At 63.1% G+C, this 22,828-nt stretch carries 21 protein-coding genes; 20 read left to right on the plus strand and 1 reads right to left on the minus strand.

All coding sequences use genetic code 11. The annotated features are described in order from the left end of the window. Positions 1–71 precede the first annotated feature (71 nt). Together P5540_06755 and P5540_06760 are read left to right on the plus strand one after the other, a co-directional pair. Positions 72–1,691: a thiamine pyrophosphate-dependent enzyme gene (locus tag P5540_06755; protein ID HRT64513.1), complete on the plus strand. Its 1,620-nt coding sequence runs from the start codon at positions 72–74 to the stop codon at positions 1,689–1,691. Continuing rightward, positions 1,684–2,223 (plus strand): indolepyruvate oxidoreductase subunit beta, encoded by a 540-nt coding sequence (locus tag P5540_06760; protein ID HRT64514.1) that lies wholly within the window; start codon positions 1,684–1,686, stop codon positions 2,221–2,223. The genes P5540_06755 and P5540_06760 overlap by 8 nt, the downstream gene beginning before the upstream one ends. An 18-nt stretch (positions 2,224–2,241) precedes the next feature. On the opposite strand, the gene P5540_06765 is transcribed toward P5540_06760, so the two are convergent. Next, complete coding sequence (locus tag P5540_06765) at positions 2,242–4,173, minus strand: ABC-F family ATP-binding cassette domain-containing protein (GenBank protein ID HRT64515.1); 1,932 nt, start codon at positions 4,171–4,173, stop codon at positions 2,242–2,244. Positions 4,174–4,332: 159 nt separating this feature from the next. On the opposite strand from P5540_06765, the gene P5540_06770 reads away from it, so the two are divergent. The 18 genes from P5540_06770 to greA all read left to right on the plus strand — a co-directional run bounded on the left by P5540_06770 (position 4,333) and on the right by greA (position 22,768). Beyond that, entirely contained in the window at positions 4,333–5,601 is a 1,269-nt protein-coding gene (locus P5540_06770; GenBank protein HRT64516.1) for a hypothetical protein, read from the plus strand. 10 nt (positions 5,602–5,611) lie between these two features. After that, the gene (locus P5540_06775) at positions 5,612–6,301 is read left to right on the plus strand and encodes a hypothetical protein (protein HRT64517.1); all 690 of its coding nucleotides are present in this window, start codon (positions 5,612–5,614) and stop codon (positions 6,299–6,301) included. 15 nt (positions 6,302–6,316) lie between these two features. Beyond that, complete coding sequence (locus P5540_06780) at positions 6,317–7,960, plus strand: hypothetical protein (GenBank protein ID HRT64518.1); 1,644 nt, start codon at positions 6,317–6,319, stop codon at positions 7,958–7,960. Between the two features lie 14 nt (positions 7,961–7,974). Continuing rightward, entirely contained in the window at positions 7,975–8,673 is a 699-nt protein-coding gene (locus tag P5540_06785) for a hypothetical protein (GenBank protein HRT64519.1), read from the plus strand. Positions 8,674–8,791: 118 nt separating this feature from the next. Then, positions 8,792–9,175, plus strand: coding sequence for a hypothetical protein (locus P5540_06790; GenBank protein HRT64520.1), 384 nt, complete (start codon positions 8,792–8,794; stop codon positions 9,173–9,175). A 12-nt stretch (positions 9,176–9,187) separates the two neighbouring features. Further along, positions 9,188–10,240 (plus strand): phage major capsid protein, encoded by a 1,053-nt coding sequence (locus tag P5540_06795; GenBank protein ID HRT64521.1) that lies wholly within the window; start codon positions 9,188–9,190, stop codon positions 10,238–10,240. A gap of 114 nt (positions 10,241–10,354) precedes the next feature. Further along, positions 10,355–10,771 carry a hypothetical protein gene (locus P5540_06800; GenBank protein ID HRT64522.1) on the plus strand — a complete coding sequence of 139 codons (417 nt, stop codon included), beginning with the start codon at positions 10,355–10,357 and terminating at the stop codon, positions 10,769–10,771. A gap of 3 nt (positions 10,772–10,774) precedes the next feature. Next, complete coding sequence (locus P5540_06805) at positions 10,775–11,458, plus strand: hypothetical protein (protein HRT64523.1); 684 nt, start codon at positions 10,775–10,777, stop codon at positions 11,456–11,458. Continuing rightward, the gene (locus P5540_06810; protein HRT64524.1) at positions 11,419–13,197 is read left to right on the plus strand and encodes a thermonuclease family protein; all 1,779 of its coding nucleotides are present in this window, start codon (positions 11,419–11,421) and stop codon (positions 13,195–13,197) included. Before P5540_06805 ends, P5540_06810 begins: the two co-directional genes overlap by 40 nt. Before the next feature lie 135 nt (positions 13,198–13,332). Then, positions 13,333–13,854 carry a hypothetical protein gene (locus P5540_06815; GenBank protein HRT64525.1) on the plus strand — a complete coding sequence of 174 codons (522 nt, stop codon included), beginning with the start codon at positions 13,333–13,335 and terminating at the stop codon, positions 13,852–13,854. Continuing rightward, positions 13,835–14,329, plus strand: a complete 495-nt coding sequence (locus P5540_06820; GenBank protein HRT64526.1) for a hypothetical protein — start codon at positions 13,835–13,837, stop codon at positions 14,327–14,329. The genes P5540_06815 and P5540_06820 overlap by 20 nt, the downstream gene beginning before the upstream one ends. Then, on the plus strand, positions 14,326–14,694 hold the full coding sequence (locus P5540_06825; GenBank protein HRT64527.1) for a hypothetical protein: 369 nt from the start codon (positions 14,326–14,328) through the stop codon (positions 14,692–14,694). Before P5540_06820 ends, P5540_06825 begins: the two co-directional genes overlap by 4 nt. A 351-nt stretch (positions 14,695–15,045) precedes the next feature. Beyond that, the gene (locus P5540_06830) at positions 15,046–16,299 is read left to right on the plus strand and encodes a Gfo/Idh/MocA family oxidoreductase (protein ID HRT64528.1); all 1,254 of its coding nucleotides are present in this window, start codon (positions 15,046–15,048) and stop codon (positions 16,297–16,299) included. A 59-nt stretch (positions 16,300–16,358) separates the two neighbouring features. After that, entirely contained in the window at positions 16,359–17,804 is a 1,446-nt protein-coding gene (locus P5540_06835) for a YihY/virulence factor BrkB family protein (GenBank protein HRT64529.1), read from the plus strand. A gap of 19 nt (positions 17,805–17,823) precedes the next feature. Beyond that, the gene (locus tag P5540_06840; protein HRT64530.1) at positions 17,824–18,549 is read left to right on the plus strand and encodes an SDR family oxidoreductase; all 726 of its coding nucleotides are present in this window, start codon (positions 17,824–17,826) and stop codon (positions 18,547–18,549) included. A gap of 12 nt (positions 18,550–18,561) precedes the next feature. Then, positions 18,562–20,721, plus strand: coding sequence for an ATP-dependent RecD-like DNA helicase (locus tag P5540_06845; protein HRT64531.1), 2,160 nt, complete (start codon positions 18,562–18,564; stop codon positions 20,719–20,721). A gap of 289 nt (positions 20,722–21,010) precedes the next feature. Continuing rightward, positions 21,011–22,060: a type IV pilus twitching motility protein PilT gene (locus tag P5540_06850; protein HRT64532.1), complete on the plus strand. Its 1,050-nt coding sequence runs from the start codon at positions 21,011–21,013 to the stop codon at positions 22,058–22,060. A 231-nt stretch (positions 22,061–22,291) separates the two neighbouring features. Then, positions 22,292–22,768: a transcription elongation factor GreA gene (gene greA / locus P5540_06855; protein HRT64533.1), complete on the plus strand. Its 477-nt coding sequence runs from the start codon at positions 22,292–22,294 to the stop codon at positions 22,766–22,768. Positions 22,769–22,828 lie beyond the last annotated feature (60 nt).

A 22,828-nucleotide genomic window follows, 5' to 3' on the forward strand; every position in this document is an offset into this window, starting at 1 on the left:
CGGCCATGAGGAAGAAAAAGAAGGGGGAATGGCGGCGAGACCGGCGTGTCTTGTGAGCGGAGTAGTGCAGTATGCCTGAAGATCGAAAACTGTTGAGCGGCAATGAGGCGGTGGCGTTGGCCGCGCGCCATGCGGGCATTGCGCTGGCGACGGCGTATCCCGGAACGCCGTCCACGGAGATCATGGAGGAAATCGCGGCGTTGGGCGGCCCGTCGCAATGGTCGCCCAACGAAAAGGTCGCGTACGAGGTGGCCCTTGGGGCGGCTTACGGCGGCGCGCGGGCGCTGGTGGCGATGAAACATGTCGGCCTGAACGTCGCCGCGGACCCGTTGTTCACTTCGACGTACACGGGCGTGAGCGGGGCGCTGGTGGTGGTTTCCTGTGACGATCCCGGGATGGCGTCGAGCCAGAACGAACAGGACAACCGGCGTTACGCCGTGGCGGCGGGTATTCCCATGCTTGAACCGTCCGACTCGCAGGAGTCGTATGATTTCACGTTGCTGGCGGTCGGGATTTCGGAACGCTGGGGGCTGCCTGTGATGTTGCGCATGACGACCCGGGTTTGCCATTCAAAGACCGTGGTGCGCCCCCGCGAAAATGCGCAAGCGCCGCCCGGCGCGCATTTTGTGCGCGACATTCCGGGCCGGGTCATGATTCCCGCCTTTGCGCGGCCCGCGCACCGGCGCCTGCGCGCGAAACTCGCCGAAATTCTGGCGTGGAACGAATCGGAGGGCCCGCGGGAGGAGATCCGGGGCCAATCCTCGCTTGGCATCATCGCGTCCGGCGTGGCATACGTTCATGCCCGCGAGGCGGCGCCCGACGCCCATTTCCTGAAACTCGGCATGACGTATCCATTGCCAATGGATCGCATCCGCTCATTCGTCCAGTCCGTGGAACGGTGCGTCGTCATCGAAGAGAACGATCCGTATCTTGTGGATGCGATCCGGGCGGCCGGCCTGAACGTCGAAGGCAAGTCGGAGATGTACCGGTTCGGCGAATTGAACGTCGGCCGGGTTCGGCGGATTCTGGCCGGCGATGATACGCCCGAATTCGTTCCGCCGCCGGGCAAGCCCCCGCAATTGTGCATCGGTTGCCCTCACCGGACGGTCCTTTCGGTCTTGCATCGCCTCGGCTGTATCATCGCGGGAGATATCGGGTGCTATACGCTGGCGGCGCTTCCGCCGCTCGAAGCGATGGACACGTGCGTGTGCATGGGCGCGAGCGTGGGTCTCGGGCTCGGCCTGCGGCACGTGCTGCCGGACGACGAGTCGCGGCGCGTCGTAAGCGTCATCGGCGACAGCACGTTCGTTCACAGCGGCATCACGGGAATGGTGGAGATGATCTACAATCCGCCGAAGACGGGGCACGTTCTTCTTATTCTCGACAACGGCACGACGGCCATGACCGGCCTTCAGGAGCATCCCGGCACGGGCCGCACGCTCAAGCATGAACCGACAGGACGGCTCGTGGCCGAGGATCTCGCCCGCGCGCTCGGTATCCGGCGCGTACATGTGATTGATCCGGTGGCGGAGGTGGCCGCGTTTCGGCGATTGATGGAAGACACACTGGCCAGCGGCGAACTCGCGGTTGTCATTGCGCGCAAGCCGTGCAAACTGGCGGAAGGCCGGATTCAGGCCATCCCGGATCCCGCGCGGCCTTGCGGCGGGGAAGGGAGCGCGTGTCATGGATAACGGAACCGTGACGAATGTCGTGTTTGCCGGCCTTGGGGGCCAGGGCGTGTTGAAGGCCTCGGACATTCTTTCGGACGCGGCGTTCATGGCCGGTTTCGACGTCAAGAAGAGCGAAATCCACGGCATGAGCCAGCGCGGCGGTTCCGTTACGAGCGATGTCCGCTACGGTCCGCGCGTGTACAGTCCGATGGTTCCGGCGGGGGAATCGGATTTTCTGGTGGCGCTCGACGGCATGCAGATCGCGCCCGCCCGGCATTTTCTCAAGGAAGACGGCGTTCTGATTGTGCCGGAACTTCTTCTCAAAGAGGGACAGGACCTGGACGATTTGGAAACGGATCCGTCAACCCCGATCACAAAACGGGGGTTGAACGTCGCGCTTTTAGGCGTTTTGAGCGTTTACCTCGATCTGCCTGAATCATGCTGGCGCGCCGCGCTACGCAACAATCTTCCCCCCAAAACACATGCCGTCAATGACAAGATATTCGAGTTCGGAAGGGCCGCCGGCATGACGCATTCCGTGTCACGTCCGTAGGATGGGCTGTTCCGCATCTTATTTTTCGTTTTTCCGGGATTCGAGGTCTTGCCATCGTTCGTAGAGCGCATCCAGCCGTTTTCGGGCGGAATCGAGTTGATCGAGAACGGCCTGCACGCGGGTGTATTCCTGTTCATAAAAGGCGCATTCATGGATGAGGCTTTCGATGCACGCGATTTCATTTTCGGTTTCCATGACGGCCTGTTCCATGCCCGCCAGTTCCTGCTGTTCCTTGTAGGTGAGCCGCAACGTGTTGCGCGGGGTGGATTTGGGTGTTGGTTTGGCCGGCGCGGAAACGGCAGGGGTTTCGGCGGCCTGTTTCTCCTTGTACAGGAGATAATCGTCATAGTTTCCCGCAAGAAACAGCAGTTCGTCCGTGTCCGTGAACACAATGAGGTGCGTGCACAGGCGGTTCAGGAAATAACGGTCATGACTGACGATGAACGCGCAGCCCTCGAAATCGAGGATGATTTCCTCGAGGATGCGCAGGGTCGGCAGATCGAGGTCGTTCGTGGGTTCATCGAGGACGAGGACATTTCCGCCCTGTAGGAGGCTTTTTGCGAGCGCCATGCGGTTTTTTTCGCCGCCGGACAGGTTGTGCATGGGCATGCGGATGCTGTCGCGGTCGAAGAGGAAATGTTCGAGATACGAGGGAATGTAGATGCGCCGATCGTTGACGGTCCAGTAATTGCACCCGTTCGCGACGTAATCCATGATGGTCTGATTCGGGTTGATGTCGTCGCGGGTCTGCCCGACGTACAGGAATTGTGTCGAGTCGCCGATAAGCACGCGGCCTTTTTTCGGCGGGATTTGGCCCATCAGGGCGCGCAGCAGCGTCGTTTTGCCGCATCCGTTGGGGCCGACGATGCCGACGCGCATGCCGTGCCGCACAATGAGCGAGAAATTTCTGAAAAGAAAATGGCGGTCGAACGCGACGCCGAGTTCTTCAACGTCAATGATGCGTTTGCCGAGGCGCGGCGGACGCGGCATCTCAAACCGGAATTCGCGGTGTTTTTCCGGGGGGCCTTGCCCGACGAGATCGTCGTAGCGCTGGAGGCGCGCTTTCTGTTTGCCGGTCCGGGCCTTCGCGCCGCGCTTGACCCATGCGAGTTCCCGCCGCAGCATGCGCCGGCGCGCCTCTTCGGTTCGGTCCACGACGTCCTCGATTTGGGCCTTGTATTCGAGAAATCGTTCGTAGTTTCCGGGGAAACTGTAAATGCGGCGGAATTCGATTTCGACGATGCGCGTGCAGATCATTTCGAGGAAATAGCGGTCGTGGGTGACCAGGACGCAACTGCCCCGGTACGCGCGGAGGAACGACTCGATCCACTCGACGCTTTTCGTGTCAATATGGTTCGTCGGTTCGTCGAGCATGAGCACGTCGGGCCGCGCGAGGATCGCGGCCGCGAGGGCGACGCGCCGCTGCTCGCCGCCGGAAAGCGTGCCTATGACACGTTCGGGCGGGGGGAGATCGATCGCATGGGCGATGCGTTTGATGTCCACTGCAAGTTCCCACGCGCCGGTGATGTCGAGTTCATGATGCAGCGCCGCATGACGCGATTCGAGCGCGCGCCGTTCGGGATCCCTGAGATCGTGAAGGGCGAGCCGCCGGGTGACGTGATCATATTCGGCCAACAAGGCGCGGATGTCCGCCTGGGCGTCTTCGAGGACGCGGCCGACCGTCGCTTCACGCGCAAGACGGCAATCTTGGGTCAACAGGGCGGTGCGCAGGCCTTGGCGCCGGGTAACGAGACCCTCGTCCGGCGCGTCCACGCCCGCGAGAATCCGCATCAGGGTTGATTTGCCGCAGCCGTTTCGCCCGATGAGTCCCAGCCGCTCGCCTTCGTGAATCGTTAGGGAGATGTCCTGCAATACCGGCTGCGCGCCGTAGCCCTTGGTAATGGACTGCGCGCTGAGAATGGCTTCGCGTGTGGTTCCTGTTCCTGCCATGAACACTCCCGGGGGGAATTGTCCAACAAGCGCGCCGGGGATGTCCAGAGACCGGCGTGAACGGGACGACGAAAGGCGCCGCCATTTCAATCCTGGAAGGATGCCTTTTTTCTGCCTGTCCAGTGCAATGGGGTTGCCTGATCTTACAGAGGCATGTGGATGAACAGCGAGGGTACGGCAATGGCGCGATGGCTGGACAGGTGGCTGGGCAAGACGGAGAAGCGCGGGCGTGTGCGGGGTCCGATGGAGACGTTCCGGACGATCTCGATGGCGGAGGATGCGACGGTATTCAACCGGGCGTTTCCGGGGTTCGTGCCGCTGCCGAACGCGACGCCCTTTTGCATGTTGCAGGTGTACCGGTTTCTGCGGGACGCGATTCCGGACGTGTCGGACGCGGTCTGGACGTGGAAACGGCTTTGCCAGACAGGGTACGACATCGAAATCACGGGGGCATCGTCGGATGCGGCGAAGCGTCGGGCGGAACGGCTGCTTCGGGATCTCGATCGTCGGGTGAACGGCGGCGATCGGGGCATGGACGGTTTGTTGGACGTCTTTCTGGGGTCATTGTTCACGTATGGGGCGGCGGCAATCGAAATGGTGCTGTCGCAGAACCGGGAAACGATCGTGGATGTCGTGCCGGTGGACGTGTGGACGGTGCGTTTTCGGCGTGAAAACGGTGAACTCCATCCGTACCAGGTTCACGATGGGGAAGAAATTGCGCTGCCGCGGGATCGGTTCATCTACGTGGGCATGGATCGGGACGGAACGAATCCGTACGGGCGATCGATGCTCCGATCCATCCCCTTCGTCGTGAAGATTCAGCAGCGCCTGATGGAGGACATGGCAAAGGCGACACACAACGCGGGGTGGTCGAAACTGCATGTGACCTATATGCCCGAGGAGCGGCAGCGGGGCGAGTCGCCGGAGGCATACGAGCGCCGGATCGGCGGGAACTTCGAGGCGCTTCGGTCGAAACTGGGCGGTCTGGAAGCGGACCAGAACTTGGTGACGTACGACAATGTCCGGGTGTCGGTCATCCAGGGGCATCAGGGCGCACAGGTCTTCTATGAAAACCACAAGGCGATCGAGGAGCAAGTGATCACGGGGATGCACCTGATGCCGATTCTGCTGGGGCGCAATTACGGGACGACGGAGACGTACGGCACCGCGCAATTCGAGATCATCAACCGGCACGTCGAGGCGGTCAACCGGAGCGTCAAGCGGATCCTGGAGCGGCTGTACAACTTCGAGTTGGCGCTGATGTGGGGCGAGGCCGGGGCCCGGGTCCATATGCGAACCAACCGGACGGTGGATGTGCTGAAGGAATCGAATGCGCGGGCCAAGGAAATCGCGAACGCGGCGGCGCTTCGGGATCTGGGCTTCATGGATCACGCGGCGGCGGCGCGATTGCTTGGGATAGGCGAATAGGAGACGCAAGATGGAACTTGAACCTTTTGTATTCCGGCACGAGGGCGTGTTGTTGGCTATGCGATCGCGGGCGGAGGCGGAGTCAATCGCGGGCGAGGTGAACCGCTTCGCGTTGCGCCCGTTGCGCGGCGATGAGTACGCGGTGTTCACGCTGGATCTGTGCAACAACCAGGTGGATCGCCATTTCAGCCGGTTTCCTGACGAGGAATTGCGGACCATCAACGCGATGACGCCGGGGCGACCGCTGATGGAACGGCATGACTTGCGGGGGACGCTTCCGCGCGGGACGTTTTTCCGGTCGGAACTGCACCAGGACGGGGAGGTGTTGTCGGTGCGCCCGGACGTGTATGTGTTGCGAACGCGGGAGAACGAGGATTTCATTTTGAACATCGAGGGCGGGGTGTACCGCGAGACGTCCATCGGTTTTTCGTTCCGGCGCCCGGAATGCTCGATCTGCGGCAAGGATCTGCGGACCTGCGACCATGTGCCGGGGCGGACGTACGGCGGGGCGCTGTGTCATTACGTGATGCGCGAGGTCGTCGAGGTAATCGAGGGATCGGTCGTTTCGTCGGGATCGCAGGGTACGGGATTCGTGGCGCAGCAGCGGCGGTTGGACTTGCCGCGCGCGCTGGAAGATGCGCGTCGCGATTTCCACGCGCCGGTGGAACTGTGGTCGAAACGCCTGTGGGCGGACGAGTAAAGGGAGGCGCGGACGATGCGCAAGTGGACTTTGATTACTGGATTGAGCGCGCTGGCGCTGATGGGGATGGGCGCGACGCCTCGCTACCTCGAAGAACTGAGGATTGGCGGCGGATATCACGAAGCGGCGGATGGCGGCGCGGATTTCGACAAGGCCGGGAACATTTCAACCGATGGGTCGGTCGTCGCGGACGGCGGCCTCGAGGCCGGTCGCGAGGGCGCGGCGCGCGGGGTGGCGACGGCGTGGGACGGGTCTGGAGGCGACGCGCCGGGATGCCTGCGACTGGGCACGGCGAACGGCAGCGAGGGTTACGTGTTTCTCTCGAACGACAGGGCCGGTCTTCGTGTGAGCGCGACGCTGCCCGCCGCCGACACGGACGGCGCGTATCTTGCTTGCGGGAAATACCGGGGCACGGGATCGGCGACGGACGCGGTGGACTTGGGGACGGCGGAAGTGTCGGGCACGTTGCCGGCGTCGAAGGTGGGCAATGGGATCACCGACGCGCAGATCGCGGACAATTTGACGGTCGTCGCGGGCGCGATCAACGACACGCCGGTCGGCGCGGCGGTGGCTTCGACGGGCCGATTCACGAGTCTCCAGGCCACGGGGGATTTGCAGGTGGACGGCGGCGACATCGGGATTTCGTCGGACGCGGATTTGATCGGCCTTGGTCCGAATGCCGTGACCGTGCGGGGGACCCTCGCGTCGGGGATCGAGGATACAACGACGGGCGTCTTGCGTCTTTACGGCGACAATGCCTCGACAGGAGGTTGGATAGCGCTGGAAAACGGCGCAAATTTGGACAGCGCCATCGAGAATTGGACCGTGGGCTGCGGATTGTTCGGGACATTCGCGATCGGAGGCCACGGCGGAACGGCCAACTTGGGCAATGTGTTCACGATCAATTCGGGATCGGGCCACGCCTATTTCGCCTATGATGCGACGGTTCAGGGCGGATTTCTGAACGTGGGCGCGACTGGCGTCCAGCGCGGGATGGTATCCGCCTTCGCATCGGGCGGCGCGCCGGGATGCCTTCGGATGGGCACGGCGAACGGTTCGCTGTATCACGTGTTCGCGTCGAACGACGGCGCGGGTCTGCGCATCAGCCCGTCGGCTCCCACATCGGACACGGACGGGACCTGGATTGCGTCGGGTGTGTTTCGCGGCACGGGATCGACGACGGACGCGGTGGACCTCGGCACGGCGGAAGTGGCGGGGACGCTGGCCGCGTCCAAGGTGGGCAACGGCCTGACGGACGCGCAGGTAAGCGACGCGCTGACCATCAACGGCGGGACCATCAACAACACGGCGATCGGGGCGGCGTCGGCCTCGACGGGCGTGTTTTCGCGGCTGACGGTTCAGGGGGCGCTTGTCACGAGCAACATCATGAATGTGACCGTGAACGATACAACGCCGGACGTGGCGAACACGCACCTTTGCAGGATACCGAACACGTGGCAGGCGGGGAACGACATCACGATGTTCGACGGCGGCACGGCGGGCCAAGAACTGGTGGTGATAGGCGGCGATTCGGATTGCACGGTGGTTGACGGCGGGCATTTGCGCCTGGCGGGGAACTGGGTCGCGGCGGCCTACGGCGCGTTGAGCCTTTTGTTCGATGGAACCGACTGGATCGAAACGGGCCGGTCGGTCAACTGACGAGGATTCCCAATATGTACTGGAAAGTTCGGCGGGAAACGCTTGCGGAAGAGACAGCGGCGGAACGCGTGGACGGGCGCTTTGTATTGCACCGGCATTGCGACGCGGACGGCGCGCATCTGGATCTGCGATTGGAACAGGACGGGTATCTGCTGGGCTGGCGGATTGAGGGCGTGTCGTTCGAGAAGGAGCCATGGGCGACGGAAAAGGCGCCGCATCCGCCGGCGTGGCTGGAACGCGACGGCGACGCCGTGCGCGAGGACGCGGGGGTGTATGCGTGGATCGAACGGGGGGCGGACCGGCGGGAATTGATTCTTCGCGGCGGCAAGGGAACGTGTTCCGTCCGTTTTGAACGGGAATGCACTCTGGGTCCGGCGTGCGTGAAAGCGGTTCGCGATGCGTTGCGTTTGTGCGGGGCCAATCCTGCGGAGGCGGGCGCGCTCATCGCGGACGGCGCGACGGCGCGCCAGCGCGCGATCCAGCGCCTGTGCGGGCTGGGCCGTGAATTGGATGGTCCGGCCTTCGATTCGGACGCGTGGAAACGGCTGCTGAAGGGCTTGTCGCTCGAAGAGATTCAGAGCCATCTTCGCGCATTCGAGGTGCGCTTCGATCAGAAGTATCCGCCGATGCCCGTGTCGCGCGCGGAGACGCTCGCGGAGGATTCGGCGGAGGACGTGCGCGCGGTGGCGGCGTTCGCCATCGCGAGGGAGTAGTGGTTGGTGGTTGGCGGACGGTGGACGGGACTTCAGGCGCCAGGCCCGAAACCCAAAACCCGAAACTCGAAACAAAGACCTGCGGCGCCGAGAACGCCGCATCACAGGAGAACAAGACATGGCACTTGGAGACATTGGAGGCGTGGTGACGGAACTGGTCCTTTCGTGCAGGACGCCGGAATCGGGCGAGGTGGACATCGCAAAGGGCGATGCGCTGAAACTGTCGGGTTCGTACACGGTGACGAACGCGACGGATGCGGAAGACGCGGTATTCGGCCAGGCGCTGGCTTCCACGCAGGAAAACGGCGCCCACATTCCGGTGAAGGTGCGCGGCATTTGTGTGTTTCCGTACACGGGCGAAACGGCGCCGGTCGTGGACGGCGCGTCGGGCATTCTGGCTTCGGCGACCGCGGGCCGCGTGAAGAAACCGGCGTCGGGCAACGGCTCGGGCATCAACGTGAAGGTGGACACAACGGCGCAGTTGGTCCACGTGCTTCTGTAGGAGGATGAGTGAATGATGGGACATCTCGATGGATTGGTGAAAGAACGGGTGAAGTTCCTGAGCCAGGAACCCGACCGGCTGCGCGGCCTGCGCGGGCGCGAGCTGTACGAGTCGCTGGGCCAACTGGGCCTGACGCACACGCAGTTCTTCCGCGCACTGGGCACGAATGTTCAAGACTACTGCGCGCAGGAATTCGGAATTGACGTGAGCAAGATCACGGTCGAGCGGTTTTTCCAGTCGGACCCGAACGCGAAATGGCTGTTTCCGGACATTGTGCGCGAGGCGGTGCTGACGGGGATTCGGCGGCGGCCGGCGTACCGTTCGCTGATTGCACGGGACGAACCGGTTCCGGGGACGGCGTACGACATTCCGTATGTGGTCGAAAACACCGAGGAAGAAGAGCCGCGTGTGGTGGCGGAAGGCGCGGCGATTCCGGAAGCGGAACTGACATACGGGGATCGTGTGGTCCGGTTGACGAAACTGGGGCGCGGCGTGATTGCGTCGTATGAGGCGATCCGGCGCATGTCGGTGGATTTGCTGCGGGTTCATTTGCAGCGAATCGGCGAGCGGATGGGCCGGCAGTACGATTATGTGCTGGCGGCGACGCTCGTGTCCGGCGACGCGCCGGACGGCGCCAACGCGGCGACCGTGGTGAACACCGCGACGGCGGATGCGTGGGTGTACGGCGACATCGTGGCGGGATTCCTGAAACTGGGGGTCGAGCACTATTTCACGCCGACGCACATGCTGGCGAACGCGGACCTGTGCAAGACGATCCTGGGCATGGACGAGTTCAAGGATGCGGCGGCCTTCGATTTCGCGAAGACGGGCAATCTGCCGTCGCCGCTGGGCATGAAACTCGTGCCGATGGAGGATCAGCCGGCGAACACCCTGACGATTCTCGACGCGAATTATGCGGCCATCAAACTGACGGAACAGGATGTGCTGGTCGAGAGCGACAAACTCATCAACCAGCAATGGGAGCGGACGTATCTGACGACCGTCACGGCGTTCGCGCTGCTGTATCCGAAGGCCCGCGTGGTCGTGAAGAGCGACTGGACGTAAGAAGAAAGGAGTCAGGAGTTGGGAGAGAGAAGACGGGGACAAGACATGTCAATCGCCAACCCCAACTTCAAATCTCCAACTTCTGACTCCTAACTCTTGGAAAGGCGGTGAAACATGGCGAATTTCGCATCGGAATCGGACGTGCGGCTGGCGTTGCAGGTGAACGACGCCGTGATGGTTCCGGCTTCGCTGGTGGCGGCGGGCATCGCCGCGGCGCATGAGGCATTGCTTCGGCGAATCGATCCCACACTGGAGGCGGGAACGCCGCCGACGGCCGTGGTGCGCGGCGAGGCGTTGCTGGCGGGCGCCTGTTTGTTGCGATCGCTGGCCGCGAAAGACGCGGTTGAACAGAAACATCTGGCGATCGGCAGCCAGCGCATCGAGGCGGGCGCTCGGCATTTGGCGCTGACGGTCATGGCGGACACGCTGGAGGAAGAGGCGTGGAAGACGCTGGCGCCGTATGCGGCGGATTGGGCCGGACGCCAACCGGCGGCTGCGACCGATTCCGTCGCGGTTCTTGGGGAGGCGTAAGCCATGGCCATCATGCTGGGTGCGGTAACGTTCGACGAGACGCACACCACGGTGCAGGAAAAGCACGCGGAGACAGGAGGCCGGGACGCGCGAAAGATCACGATTACGGGCATGATCCGGGGCGAGACGTCCGTCGAGGCCATCGAGGCGCGGCTGGACGCGATTGCGGAGGCGGCATCGGAATCCGGTTTCACGGCGCTGTCGCTTCGTCCGGGGCGCCGTCTGTGGGTTCGGCGCACGGCGTTTGCCCGCGAAGTGGCCCGCGGATCGCTGGCGGGATCGTTCACGCTTCAGTTGGAAGCGCCGGACCCGTTCGAGGAATCCGCCGCTGTCCATGAAACGGAGTGGGCGATTGCCGCTTCTGGCGACACGATCGAACTCGCGGCGTCAGGCAATGCGGCGTCGCGGACGGTGATCGCCATCACGGCCGCGGGACGCCTGGTCAATCCGTCCATGAGCGACGGATCGGCCACGCTGACATACGAGGGGATTGTCGAGGCAGGCTGCACGCTCGTCCTGGACGGCGCGCAATCGCGCGCGTTGCTGGATGGCGAGGACGTAACGCCTTACACGAGCGGAACATTCCCGCGCATCGCGCCGGAAGGCACGACGCTGGCCTATTACGACGACGCGTCGAGCGCCCATGCGTGCTCGGCCGTGGTGTCGTTTCGCGACCGGTGGTGGTGACGGCCATGACGTACCGAATCGAGGTGCTGGATCCTTCGGGACGGCGCGTGGCGGTGCATGAGGAGGTGACGCTGCTCGACGCGACGCGCGGCGCGCCGGACGAGGCGGATCGCATTGCGGGCATCCTGCCGTCGGCGGCGGAACTCGGCATTGGGTACCGCGTGCGCGTGTGGGTGGAAGGCGAATTGTTCTGCGAAGCGCCCGTGACCGTGATCAACCCGCAGTGGGGCGACATGCAGAAGTTGATTCTCGACCGGTATGTGACGTTCCACGAAATGCTGGCGTTCGAGGCCGAACGCACGTGGGCGGACGTGGACGGCGCGGTTCCGGCGGGCTTCGCGAACGCGGCGATCGGCGATATCGTCAAGGCGCTGATCAACCGCACGCCGGGTGATGTGCATTACCGCGTCGCGCATGGGGCCTATCCGGACGGCGCGCAACGGGAATGGAACAAGTTTCTCGCGCGCAGGCGTCCGGAAAACGAAATGGGGATGGGCGGCATCTCCGAAGGCCAATGGGTTGGCCCGGTCCGCATTGACGCAAGCAACGCATACGCGAAAGACGGCGACACCCTATCGGGATTGATTGTGGACGGCGTGTCGTGGCCGGATCTGCGGCTCATGCTGGTGGACGCGGAAGAGCCGGCGCTAAACTCGCACGCGCGGAACATCCACCCGGAAACGAGCGATTGGACCGATGCGCGATACGCGATCAGCGGCTACAAGGTGCGGGCCGATGCCGCGACGGCCGCGCTGCAGACGCTCATCGAGACGAAAGGCGTCGAATACATCGAATTGAACCCGCACCGCGACACGACGGGCGCATTCGACGATCGGGTGGACCGGTACGGGCGGTATCTCGGCATGGTGTACGGCGGCGGAGAATGTTTCAATGCGGCCCTGATCGAGAAGGGCCACGGGACGGTGTATCTGTGGCAAGACGGGAAATTTCTCGAACCGGATCTCGAATTGAAGGATTTCTTTTCGTATGCGGGACCGAGCGAGGATTCCATCGAACCGATCGCAACAGTGTTGACGGGATACGGCGTAACGGGAAGCCTCTTCGAGGCGCTGACGCAACTGGCCTACCTCGCGGAAGGGTGCGTCTGGTCCATCGGCCCCGACATGGCGGTTTCGTTCCGGCGTGCCGCCGTGGAGCGTGTGCTGTGCCACGACCCGGCCATCATGGGGGCCGGCCTTGCCGCGGATGCGGACAGCATCGCGAATGTGTTGCTGTTCAGCGGCAATCCGGCGCCGGCGGGCTTGTCGAAGACATACCGGCGATACGCGAGCATGCGCCTGTACGGGGATCGTGTAGGGCGCTTGCGTTGCCATGCAATCGCGTATGAGGACGACGCGGATCGCCTTGTGCGCGGCCTGTTGGACGATCTCGCCTACCCGAACCGGAGCGGATTCGTGCTGTTTCATGCGGGCGACGCGGCAATCCGGCAAGGCGACCTTGTCGAATTGCGCGGCGCGCCGTTGCGCCGGCTGGATCCGGCGGCGGCGGATGAATGGGGCGGACGGTTTGCGGGGCGGATCGTTGCGCGCGCACGGTCCGTTACGCACCGGTTTCACGGGAAACACGTACGGACGATTGTGCGGTTCGAGGCGCCCCTGCGGACGGTCGCGAATCCGTTGTCGTTCATGGCGCGCGGCCAAGAGTCGGCGACGGAGTTGTATCAGTTTCGGTTGGACGATGCGACGGTTGGACTGGACATGGGTTACCACTTGGATTGATGGTGGACCGGGAGAAAGACTGAAGGCGATCAGCGGGGCGGATCGGCCGGATCAGTCGGATCGGCCGGATCGGTCCGAACGGTTCGAACGGAGCGCCATCTCATCTACCAGCCACCAACCTATAAGGAGAAGGCAATGGCCATTAGGGGCAGCAGTTACACGAAGACGACGTGGACGTTCCAGGAACGCCCGGTGTCGTCGTCGAAATTGAATTTGTGGGACGACCGGATCGAGGCGGCGCTGGAGTTGGCGTTCTGGCTCCTGAACCTGGCGTGGGGCGGCGGCGACGGTGTGTTGCGCGGCGCGACGCCGGACGATTTGAAGGTTGAAGCGAAATCGCCGGCGGGCATGACGGTCACGGTGAAGCATGGCTACGCGTTTATCTCGAAAATGCCGTTCCGGCTTTCGGCGGCCATGGACACACCGGTCTTTCTGCCGCCCGCGGTCTATCCGCGCATGGATCTTGTGCAGGCGCGGCTCGACACATGGGGCGTGAGCGTGAAGTCCGGCGTCGAGGCGGCGTCGCCGTCGCCGCCGGCCACGGACGCGGACTGTCTCGCGCTGGCGCAGGTGTACCTGCGTCCGGGCATGACGTGCATCAAGAACGCCGACGATTCGGTGAACGGGTATCTGACCGATGTGCGCGCGTTCCTGTAGCGGGCGCAACGACGTGTCGCTGATCGCGCGCGTGGACGGCGAGGCGATGAGCCATTTCAGGTTGCGCGAATTCGAGAACGCGGACGGCTTGGCGATGGTCCATGCGTCCACGCTGGAATCGTTGGAACGCGTGCGCCGGGATCTGTGCGCATGGGCGGGACAGGAGGTTTGGCTCATCGTGAAAGACGCGGTGCGGACGCCGGCGGATCTGGAACGTCTCGCGCGGCGTCTGGGCTGGACGGACGAGGGCGGGCTGGTCGCGCGGCGATCGATGCACCTCGCCGAGTTCGGCGGGATTGCGGTGGATTTGACGGCGGTGGTGGCGGCCACGCGTGCGCGGATTCCGCAACGGATTCTCGGCGATCGGTGCCGCCGCCACTTCGATTGGGTGAAGGACGACTACGCGGACGGCCATGTGCACGCGGACAATCGCGAACGAGGCGGGCCCGCCGCAAACGAAAGGAAACGGACATGACTTTGGGACACGTGCTGCAATCGGATGCGGCATTGACGCTGATTGGCGGACTCTTGGGGCTGGCGTGGACGGCGTTTCGTTCGAGCGACCTGCTGCGAAACGCGCGGAACCGGCGGTTTGAACGGGCGTTGCAGGCGCTCGAAGCAGGCGTCGAGTTGACCTACCGGACCTATGTGCAGGCCATCAAGGAGGCCAAGGCGGACGGCAAACTCACCACCGAAGAGGCTCGCGAGGCGCGGCGGCGCGCCCGCGACGCGGCTATCGAGTTCGGCCGCGCACAGGGACTGAACGTGCTCGATGAACTCGGTCCGGCCTATGTTGACCTATGGATTGCGAAACTGGTCAAACGGCTCAAGGCGAAATGAAGCGGCGGCTGGTGGTCGGTGGTCGGTGTGGACGGAACAGACCATTGTCCTTCCCTTCTTCCTCCATCCCGCTTTCAACCGCCAAGAGAAAATACAAAAGTCCCTTGGTTGCGGGCCGTGGGACAGGCTGTCCAGCCTGTCCTGCTTTCAACCACCAAGAGAGGATACAAAACGTCTCTTGGCTGCGGACCGTGGGCCTGTCCTGCGCTTCGCAAAGTTAGAAACTTTATGGACAGGCTGGACAGCCTGTCCCACGGTCCGCAAACACCTTGAGCCTCTGCCGTTTCTTTCCTATAATTCCAACGAGTCGCTGAATTCACAACCACATAGGCGGTTCAAGGAGGATGTACGATGGGAACGTTCAGGCTGGGTTATATCGGTGCGGGATTTATTGCCAAGTTTCAGGCGAAGGCGCTGCAATGCGTGCGGGGCATTGACCTTGTGGGCGTGCATGCGCTGAAGGGCGCGGAGGAATTGGCGGCCTATGCACGGGAGAACGGCCTCGGCGACTGCAAGGTGTATTCGACCGTCGAGGAACTGTGCAACCGTTGCGACGCCGTGGCCGTGTTTGCGCCGAATTTTGCGCGCATCGAGATCGTGGAGCGTATTCGGGACGCCGTCAAGGCGGGCGCGCCGCTCAAGGGCGTGATCTGCGAAAAACCGCTCGGCCGCACCGTCGCGGAGGCCCGGCGGCTTGTCGAACTTGGCCGCGAAATGAACCTTCCGACCGCGTATTTCGAGAACCAGATTCACATGAAAACCATCGCGGCGCAACTGGCCCAACTTGCGCCGCAGCAACGCTCGATGGGCCCGTTCACGCTGTCGCGCGCCGCGGAAGAGCACGCGGGGCCGCACGAGGGCTGGTTCTGGGATCCGACGAAACAGGGCGGGGGGGTGTTGTGCGACATGGCGTGCCACTGTATCGCGGCGGTGTGGTATGTGCTGACGCCGCTCGGCAAGCCGGTTGATTTTCTGCAGCCGGTGTCGGTGACGGCCGAGACAGCGCTGCTCAAGTGGGGCCAGCCGCAATGGCGCAAGCGCCTGCTCGACAAAATGGGCGTGGATTACGGAAAGGTTCCCGCCGAAGACTTCGCGACGGGGCTGGTCACGTTCCGCAACCCGGACAACGGCCAGTTGGTCAAGGGCCAGTTCACGAGTTCGTGGATGTACGACAAACAGGGCATGCGCCTTTCGATGGACGCGCTCGGACCGGGGTATGCCTTCGAGATGAACAGCCTCCAGACTCCGCTGCAGATTTTCATCGGCGATGAGGCGGCCGATGCCGCGGCCGATGTCGAGTCCGCGCTCGAAAAATCCACCGCGAGCCGGGGATTGCTGCCCGTCGAGCCGAACGAGGCGGATCTCTACGGCTACACGGACGAGCATATAGACGCGTGCCGCGCGTTTGCGGCGGGAAAGGATGCGAAGCTGAACTGGGCGTACGGTCTCGAAATCACGAAGTTGTGCCAGGCCGCTTACATGGCCGCCGAACGCGGCCGGACGCTCGACCTGACGGCGCCGGACGTGCAAAAGGATTTGGAATCCTACGTTTCGCTCATCGCCCAGGGCCGCGGCGGCGAGATCCTGTTTGGACGAAACGCATAATGCGCCGCGCGCGCCGGTATGGCTTGCCGGAGCCGGGACCGGTGGTTTAGCATAGCGGCATGGGCGACTATCGGACACGAATGGCGGAAGCCTTGCGCCGGGGCCGCCGGTTTGTCATGCACGACGTGTGGCATATCGGGCGGCCGGGCGAGGAGATTCCGCATGGTTTCATTCCCAAGCACATCCGCATGATCGTTCTGCTGGCCAAGCATCTTTGGGAGGACGATCTGCTTCTGCGCGCGTCCGCGCTGACGTTTGCGACGATCCTGTCCATCGTGCCGTTTCTCGCGATCATGTTTTTCATCATTCAGACCTTCAATGTCGGGGAGGCCATCGGGGATCTGCTCGAGCCCTCGTTGCCCTCCGGCGTCGCGGCCGTCCCATCGGAAAGCGCGGAGCGCAACCGCGAGTTGTGGGAGACCCTGATTGCGCTGCTGTTCGGGGGGTTCGAGCAGCCGGGGAACATTGCGCCGGACGGGCGGCAACTGACGAATCCGGTCAAGATGATCATGCTCTACGCGGAGCGAAGCTCGAATCCCCGGACGTTGACGCTGGCGGGGATCGTGTTCGTCCTGAGCGCCGTTTTCGGATTGATGATGAACGTCGAGGCGTCATTCAACAAGATCTGGAACCTGCCGTGGAGCCGGTCGTGGTACCGGATATTGAGCGACTACCTCATGATCCTGCTGCTGTTGCCGTTCATGGTGTCGGCGGTGCTCAGCGCCACGGCCGTGCTCGAAAGCGCCGTGATTACCCGAAGACTCGGCTCGTTTGCGGTCGGCCTTCGCGGCATCCAGTTCGTGTTGAGTTACGTCGTCCTCACGCTCATGTATTATTTCATTCCGAAGACCCGCGTGAAGTTCCGGTACGCCCTGTTCGCGGGCATCGTGGCCGGGACCATCTGGTGCCTGATGTCGTGGGCCTACGTGCGGTTCCAGTTCGGGCTGCCGCGCTACAATATCGTGTATTTGACCTTCGCGCAGATCCCCATATTGCTGATGTGGGTGTATTTCAGTTGGCTGACGCTGCTGTTCGGGGCGGTGCTGGCCTTCGCCTATCAGCATGAGCCGACCTTTGCGATGGAACGCTTTATGGACACGTCGAGTTTTGCCTACAAAGAAAGCCTGGGAATCTGGGCGGCCATCGAGGTGTGCCGCCGCTTCGACGCGGGACTGCCGGGCATGTCCATCGAGGATTGCTCGCGCCAGTGGAACGTGCCGTCGCGCATGTTGAACACGACGTTCGATGTGCTCGAAAAGGCGAACATTTTTGTGAAGTCCGCGTCGAACCCGCCCACGTATCAGCCCGCGCGATCCATTGACAAAATCACGATGGCGGACGTGATGAATTGCCTGCGCAACGCCGGCGACAATCCCTCGGCCCTGCGGCAAGATCCGGTGTTGCGGGACGCAATGCAAACCGCTTTGCGGATCGGCCCGGAACGATGCAGTATGGCCGATTTGGTGAGGCGGGCCGGCAGCGACGAGTCCGCGGCGCGCACATAAGGAGAAGCCTTTGGAACCGATGGCGTTACAGGACACGGTGGCGTTGATTACGGGCGCGGGACGCGGGATCGGGCGTGGCATCGCGTTGGCGTTTGCCCGACAAGGCTGCGACATTGCGGCGATTGCGCGGACGGCGCGCGAAATCGAGGAGACGGCCGATGCCGTGCGCCGGCTGGGCCGGCGCGCGCGGGCGATTGTGTGTGACGTGACGTCGGCCCGCGGCGTTTCCGAGGCTGTACGGATGGCCGAATGCGAGTTGGGCCCCATTGACATCCTCGTGAACAACGCGGGGTACGGATCGTTCAAGCCGTTTATAGAAACGGATGAGGCGTCGTGGCGGCGGACGCTCGACGTCAACCTGACGGGGCCGTTTTTGTGCATTCAGGCCGTCTTGCCCGGAATGATGGCGCGCAGGCGTGGCCGGATCATCAACATTTCGAGCGTGGCGGGACTCAAGCCCATCGCGGAACAGGCCGCGTATTGTGCATCCAAGCATGGATTGAACGGCCTGACGAAAGTTCTCGCGATGGAATTGCGCCCCTACGGAATAGGCGTGCATGCGATATGCCCCGGCGGCGTGGACACGCAGCTCGCCCGCGAAAACATGCCGGATCGCGACAAGACGAACTGGCTTCAGCCGGAGGACATCGCGCACGTGGCGTTGTTTCTCGCCACGCAGAGTCCGCGCGCCGCGACGGACGAGATCGTCGTGCGCCGTTTCGACAGCGTGCCCATCGGAGGCTGAGAACCGCGGCTCATGGATCTATTCGACCCCGCCCACACCGACAGCGACCCTGAAACCATCGAGGGCGTCGTCGAGCGGATTGTCTACGAAAACGCCGAGTCGGGTTTCGTCGTGGGCCGCTTGCGCGCGGCGGGCCATCCGGAACTGGTTCCGTTCACCGGGCACGCCATGGCGTTGACGCCCGGCGCGACAGTGCGCCTGTCCGGCCGCTGGAACGAGAATCCCAAGTACGGGAAGGAATTTCGCGCCGACAACTATGACATTGTCGCGCCGACGAGCCTTGAAGCCGTGGAAAAATACCTCGGTTCCGGCCTGATCAAAGGGATCGGGGCGCAGTATGCGAAGCGGCTGGTGAAGGCCTTTGGGCTCGACACGCTGCGCGTAATCGAGGAAGAACCGGAACGGTTGAAGGGGGTTTCCGGCATTGGACTCAGGCGCGCGAAACAAATCAGCCAGGCTTGGCGCGCGCAGCAGGGCGCGCGGGCCGTCATGCTGTTCCTGCAGGAACACGGGATTGCCGGCGCGCAGGCCGCGCGCATCCAGAAGCAGTATGGCGACACGGCCGCGTCGGTGTTGCGCGAAAATCCCTACCGGCTTGCGGACGAAGTCGCGGGAATCGGATTCAAGAAGGCCGACGCAATCGCTGTGCGGCTTGGCATGGCGCCGACGGCGCCGCAGCGGCTCGAGGCCGGCCTCGTGTATGCGCTCGAACAGGCCACGGCCAACGGCCATGTTTTTTTGCCGGAAAACGATCTGATCGCTCAGGCGTCGGGATTGCTGGGCGCCGAGGCCGGATTGGTGGGTAAATCGCTGGTGGCGCTGGTGGCGAAGCAGGCGGTGGTCCGCGAACATGATGCCATTTATCTGCGGCCGATGCACCGTGCCGAAACCGAATGCGACGCCTGCCTGAAGCGGTTGCTGCACACGCCGGCAAAACCCGTGCAAATAGACGCCGAAAAGGCCTGCGCGTGGATCGAGCGGACCGGAGCCATTCAACTGTCCGAAGGCCAGCGCGAGGCGATTCACACCGCGGCCGCCGCGAAGGTCATGGTCGTTACCGGCGGACCAGGCACGGGCAAGACCACGTTGATTCGCAGCCTCTGGACGATTTTCGGGAAAAAAGAGTTGCGCGTGCTCCTCGCCGCCCCGACGGGCCGCGCCGCGAAACGCATGGAAACCGCGTCCGGCGCGCCCGCCCGCACCTTACACCGGCTGCTCGAATTCAGTCCGAAGGAAGGGCATTTCATGCGCGACGAGAACAATCCGCTTGCTGCGGACGTCGTGATCGTGGACGAGAGTTCGATGGTGGATCTGCCGCTGATGCAGCATTTGCTGAAGGCGATCCCCCCGTATGCACGGCTCATTCTGGTCGGCGACGTGGATCAGTTGCCGAGCGTCGGGCCGGGCACGGTGCTCATGGACATCATATCGAGCGGGGTCGTGCCGGTCATTTGGCTCAAGACCGTGTTCCGCCAGGCCGCGCAGAGCGGGATCGTCGCGAATGCGCACCGCATCAACAACGGCCAGTACCCCGAATTCAACGCGACCGACTTTTTCTTTGTCGAGCGCAAGGATCCGGAAAAGGCTGCCGAAACGGTTGTCGAACTGGTTTGCGGGCGGATGCCGCGCAAGTTTGGGCTTGATCCGCTGCGCGACATCCAGGTGCTGGCGCCGATGCACCGCGGCGCGGCGGGCGTCGAACGCCTGAACGAGGCATTGCAGGCCGCGCTGAATCCGTCGGGCGCGGCCATCCCGCGCAAGCCGTTCCGAAAAGGCGATAAGGTGATCCAGTTGCGGAACAATTACGAACTGGACGTGTACAATGGCGACGTGGGCGTCATCACGGTCGTTGACGTCGAGGCGGCGGAACTTGAAGTGCGTTTCGACGACCGGACGGTCATCTATCCCTTCCTGGAGACGGACGACCTCGCCCCGGCCTATGCGATGACGGTCCACAAGTCGCAGGGCAGCGAATATCCCGCCATCGTGCTTGTCCTGCTTGCGCAGCATTATTTGCTGCTTCAGCGCAACATGCTTTACACCGCCGTCACACGGGGGAAAAAACTGGTCATCGTCGTTGGCGATTCGAAAGCCGTCGGCATGGCGATCCGCAACACCCAGGTCGCCGCGCGCCATTCCCGTCTGGTCGAACGCCTCCGTAACGCCCGGTAACCCCGCGCCCGCGATCCGAACAAAATGACGACCGATCCCGGCGCGGCCGCATGAAGGCGGTCAATGGCCTCCTGAATCGCATTGTCGTCTATCGGTCTCGTCACGCACTGACGCTTTCGTTATGTCCGCGTGGCGGTCCGGCGTCCCGATCCGTTACCTGCCTCATTGAATTCCCATGAGTGCGGCATTTCCAATCCCACGCCGCGCTCGTCCGTTGCTTGCAGGCCGGCGCTGGGGTATCATGGGGGCGGCACAAGATCGTTGCGTGCCGCGGAACCGGGGATTTGAGATGGATATCAAAGCGCTGCTCGATGCGGTTGTAAAGGAAAAGGCGTCCGATCTGATCGTCACGGCGGGTGCGCCGCCCATGCTGCGGATTCACGGCGAACTGCGGCCCGCGCCGCGCTGGGAGGCCCTGACGGCGGAGCAGGCGCGCGCACTGATTTACGGCCTGCTCTCGGCCGAACAGCGAAAATTCTTCGAGGAACGGAAGGAACTCGATTTTTCGATGACGCCGGGGCGCAAACAGCGGTTTCGCGTCAACGTCTACCTGCAACGGCAGACGGTTGCGGCGGCGTTGCGGCCGATTCCCGAAACGGTGCCGTCGTTCAAGGAACTCGGCCTGCCCGGGGATGTCGCGGCGCTGGCTCTGATGAAACAGGGCCTGATCCTCGTGACCGGCCCGACGGGCCACGGCAAGACGACCACGCTGGCGTCCATCGTGGATTTCATCAACGCATCGCGCGCATGCCATATCATCACCATCGAGGATCCCGTGGAATATGTCCATTCGCACAAGAAAAGCATCGTGGATCAGCGTGAAATCGGCGGCGACACGCTGACGTTTCCCAACGCGCTCAAATACGTGCTGCGGCAGAGTCCCGACGTCATCATGATCGGCGAGATGCGCGACCTTGAGACGATCCAGGCCGCGCTGCGCGCCGCCGAGACCGGCCATCTCGTGTTCGCGACGCTGCACACGAACGACGCGGTGCAGACCGTGGACCGCATCGTGGACGTGTTTCCCGGCGAACAGCAGCAGCAGATCCGGGTCCAATTGTCCATGACGCTGCTCGCGGTGCTGTCGCAGCGGCTGTTGCCGCGCGAGGACGGCAAGGGCCGCGTGCTGGCCTACGAACTGATGAAAAACAACACTGCGGTGTCGAACCTGATCCGCGAGGGGAAAACGCACCAGGTGTACAGCATCATCGAAACCGCGACACGCGACGGCATGTTGACGCTCGACAAGTGCATCAAGAACCTTTATATGGAAGGCGCGATCACGCACGACGACGCCGTCGCCCACCTGCGCAATCCAAAGACGATCGACGCGGCGTAAGCCCCCCTGCCGCGCCCGGACACGAAAACGGCCGGAGCGATTCGCAGCCGGCAACACCCGATTTTGAGCGCCACTCGATGCGCCTGCCTTGACGCTGGCCGGGCCCGCGGGGGATCGGGCGTTTGGCGCCGCCTGCGGGGTTTGCTATACTGTGCGCCCGACATTGGCACACAAATCCAAGGGCCGCGAGGCGGCGCGGCCAATCGCAATCAGGAGCATAGGCAGCCACGCATGGACAAAGTGTATGTGACCCGGGAAGGGCTGGAAAAACTCAAGGCGGAACTGGCCGAATGCAACGCGCGGCGCATGAAAGTGGCGGAGGCCATCGAACTGGCGCGCAGCTACGGTGATCTCAGCGAAAACGCCGATTACCATGCGGCGAAAGAAGAGCAGGCCATGCTCCACGCACGCATTCGCGACATGGAAGACAAGTTGACGCGCGCCGTGGTGATTGAAGACAAGGATATTGACGCCACAAAAGCGTATCTGGGATCCACGGTCCGGGTGCTCAACAAAAAAACCAACAAGGAAATGGTGTATTCGCTGGTGAGTCCGTTGGAAATGGATTTGGCGCATGGCCGGCTTTCCGTTCAGTCGCCGGTGGGCAAAGCCCTGCTGGGCCTGTCGGTGGGCGATACGGCGGTGGCGAAAGTGCCCGCGGGCGATATGGTCCTGGAAATATTGGAGATTACGCGGCAAACCAATTGATTCGTCGAATCCGCCGGATCCGGTGGAACGATCTCGGTTCACGAAACTTGGAGCCTGTTA

It is taken from the genome of Candidatus Hydrogenedentota bacterium (assembly GCA_035450225.1).
Taxonomy (GTDB): Bacteria; Hydrogenedentota; Hydrogenedentia; order Hydrogenedentales; family SLHB01; genus DSVR01.

What these genes read in the sequence shown, in the direction of transcription:
- P5540_06830 (HRT64528.1), top strand. Translation starts at nt 15,046, where the DNA reads ATGGGAACGTTCAGGCTGGGTTATATCGGTGCGGGATTTATTGCCAAG.
- P5540_06760 (HRT64514.1), top strand. Translation starts at nt 1,684, where the DNA reads ATGGATAACGGAACCGTGACGAATGTCGTGTTTGCCGGCCTTGGGGGC.
- P5540_06770 (HRT64516.1), top strand. Translation starts at nt 4,333, where the DNA reads ATGAACAGCGAGGGTACGGCAATGGCGCGATGGCTGGACAGGTGGCTG.
- P5540_06820 (HRT64526.1), top strand. Translation starts at nt 13,835, where the DNA reads ATGTGCGCGCGTTCCTGTAGCGGGCGCAACGACGTGTCGCTGATCGCG.
- P5540_06765 (HRT64515.1), bottom strand. Translation starts at nt 4,173, where the DNA reads ATGGCAGGAACAGGAACCACACGCGAAGCCATTCTCAGCGCGCAGTCC.
- P5540_06790 (HRT64520.1), top strand. Translation starts at nt 8,792, where the DNA reads ATGGCACTTGGAGACATTGGAGGCGTGGTGACGGAACTGGTCCTTTCG.
- P5540_06795 (HRT64521.1), top strand. Translation starts at nt 9,188, where the DNA reads ATGATGGGACATCTCGATGGATTGGTGAAAGAACGGGTGAAGTTCCTG.
- P5540_06815 (HRT64525.1), top strand. Translation starts at nt 13,333, where the DNA reads ATGGCCATTAGGGGCAGCAGTTACACGAAGACGACGTGGACGTTCCAG.
- P5540_06840 (HRT64530.1), top strand. Translation starts at nt 17,824, where the DNA reads ATGGCGTTACAGGACACGGTGGCGTTGATTACGGGCGCGGGACGCGGG.
- P5540_06805 (HRT64523.1), top strand. Translation starts at nt 10,775, where the DNA reads ATGGCCATCATGCTGGGTGCGGTAACGTTCGACGAGACGCACACCACG.
- P5540_06755 (HRT64513.1), top strand. Translation starts at nt 72, where the DNA reads ATGCCTGAAGATCGAAAACTGTTGAGCGGCAATGAGGCGGTGGCGTTG.
- P5540_06825 (HRT64527.1), top strand. Translation starts at nt 14,326, where the DNA reads ATGACTTTGGGACACGTGCTGCAATCGGATGCGGCATTGACGCTGATT.
- greA (HRT64533.1), top strand. Translation starts at nt 22,292, where the DNA reads ATGGACAAAGTGTATGTGACCCGGGAAGGGCTGGAAAAACTCAAGGCG.
- P5540_06780 (HRT64518.1), top strand. Translation starts at nt 6,317, where the DNA reads ATGCGCAAGTGGACTTTGATTACTGGATTGAGCGCGCTGGCGCTGATG.
- P5540_06785 (HRT64519.1), top strand. Translation starts at nt 7,975, where the DNA reads ATGTACTGGAAAGTTCGGCGGGAAACGCTTGCGGAAGAGACAGCGGCG.
- P5540_06835 (HRT64529.1), top strand. Translation starts at nt 16,359, where the DNA reads ATGGGCGACTATCGGACACGAATGGCGGAAGCCTTGCGCCGGGGCCGC.
- P5540_06845 (HRT64531.1), top strand. Translation starts at nt 18,562, where the DNA reads ATGGATCTATTCGACCCCGCCCACACCGACAGCGACCCTGAAACCATC.
- P5540_06850 (HRT64532.1), top strand. Translation starts at nt 21,011, where the DNA reads ATGGATATCAAAGCGCTGCTCGATGCGGTTGTAAAGGAAAAGGCGTCC.
- P5540_06775 (HRT64517.1), top strand. Translation starts at nt 5,612, where the DNA reads ATGGAACTTGAACCTTTTGTATTCCGGCACGAGGGCGTGTTGTTGGCT.
- P5540_06800 (HRT64522.1), top strand. Translation starts at nt 10,355, where the DNA reads ATGGCGAATTTCGCATCGGAATCGGACGTGCGGCTGGCGTTGCAGGTG.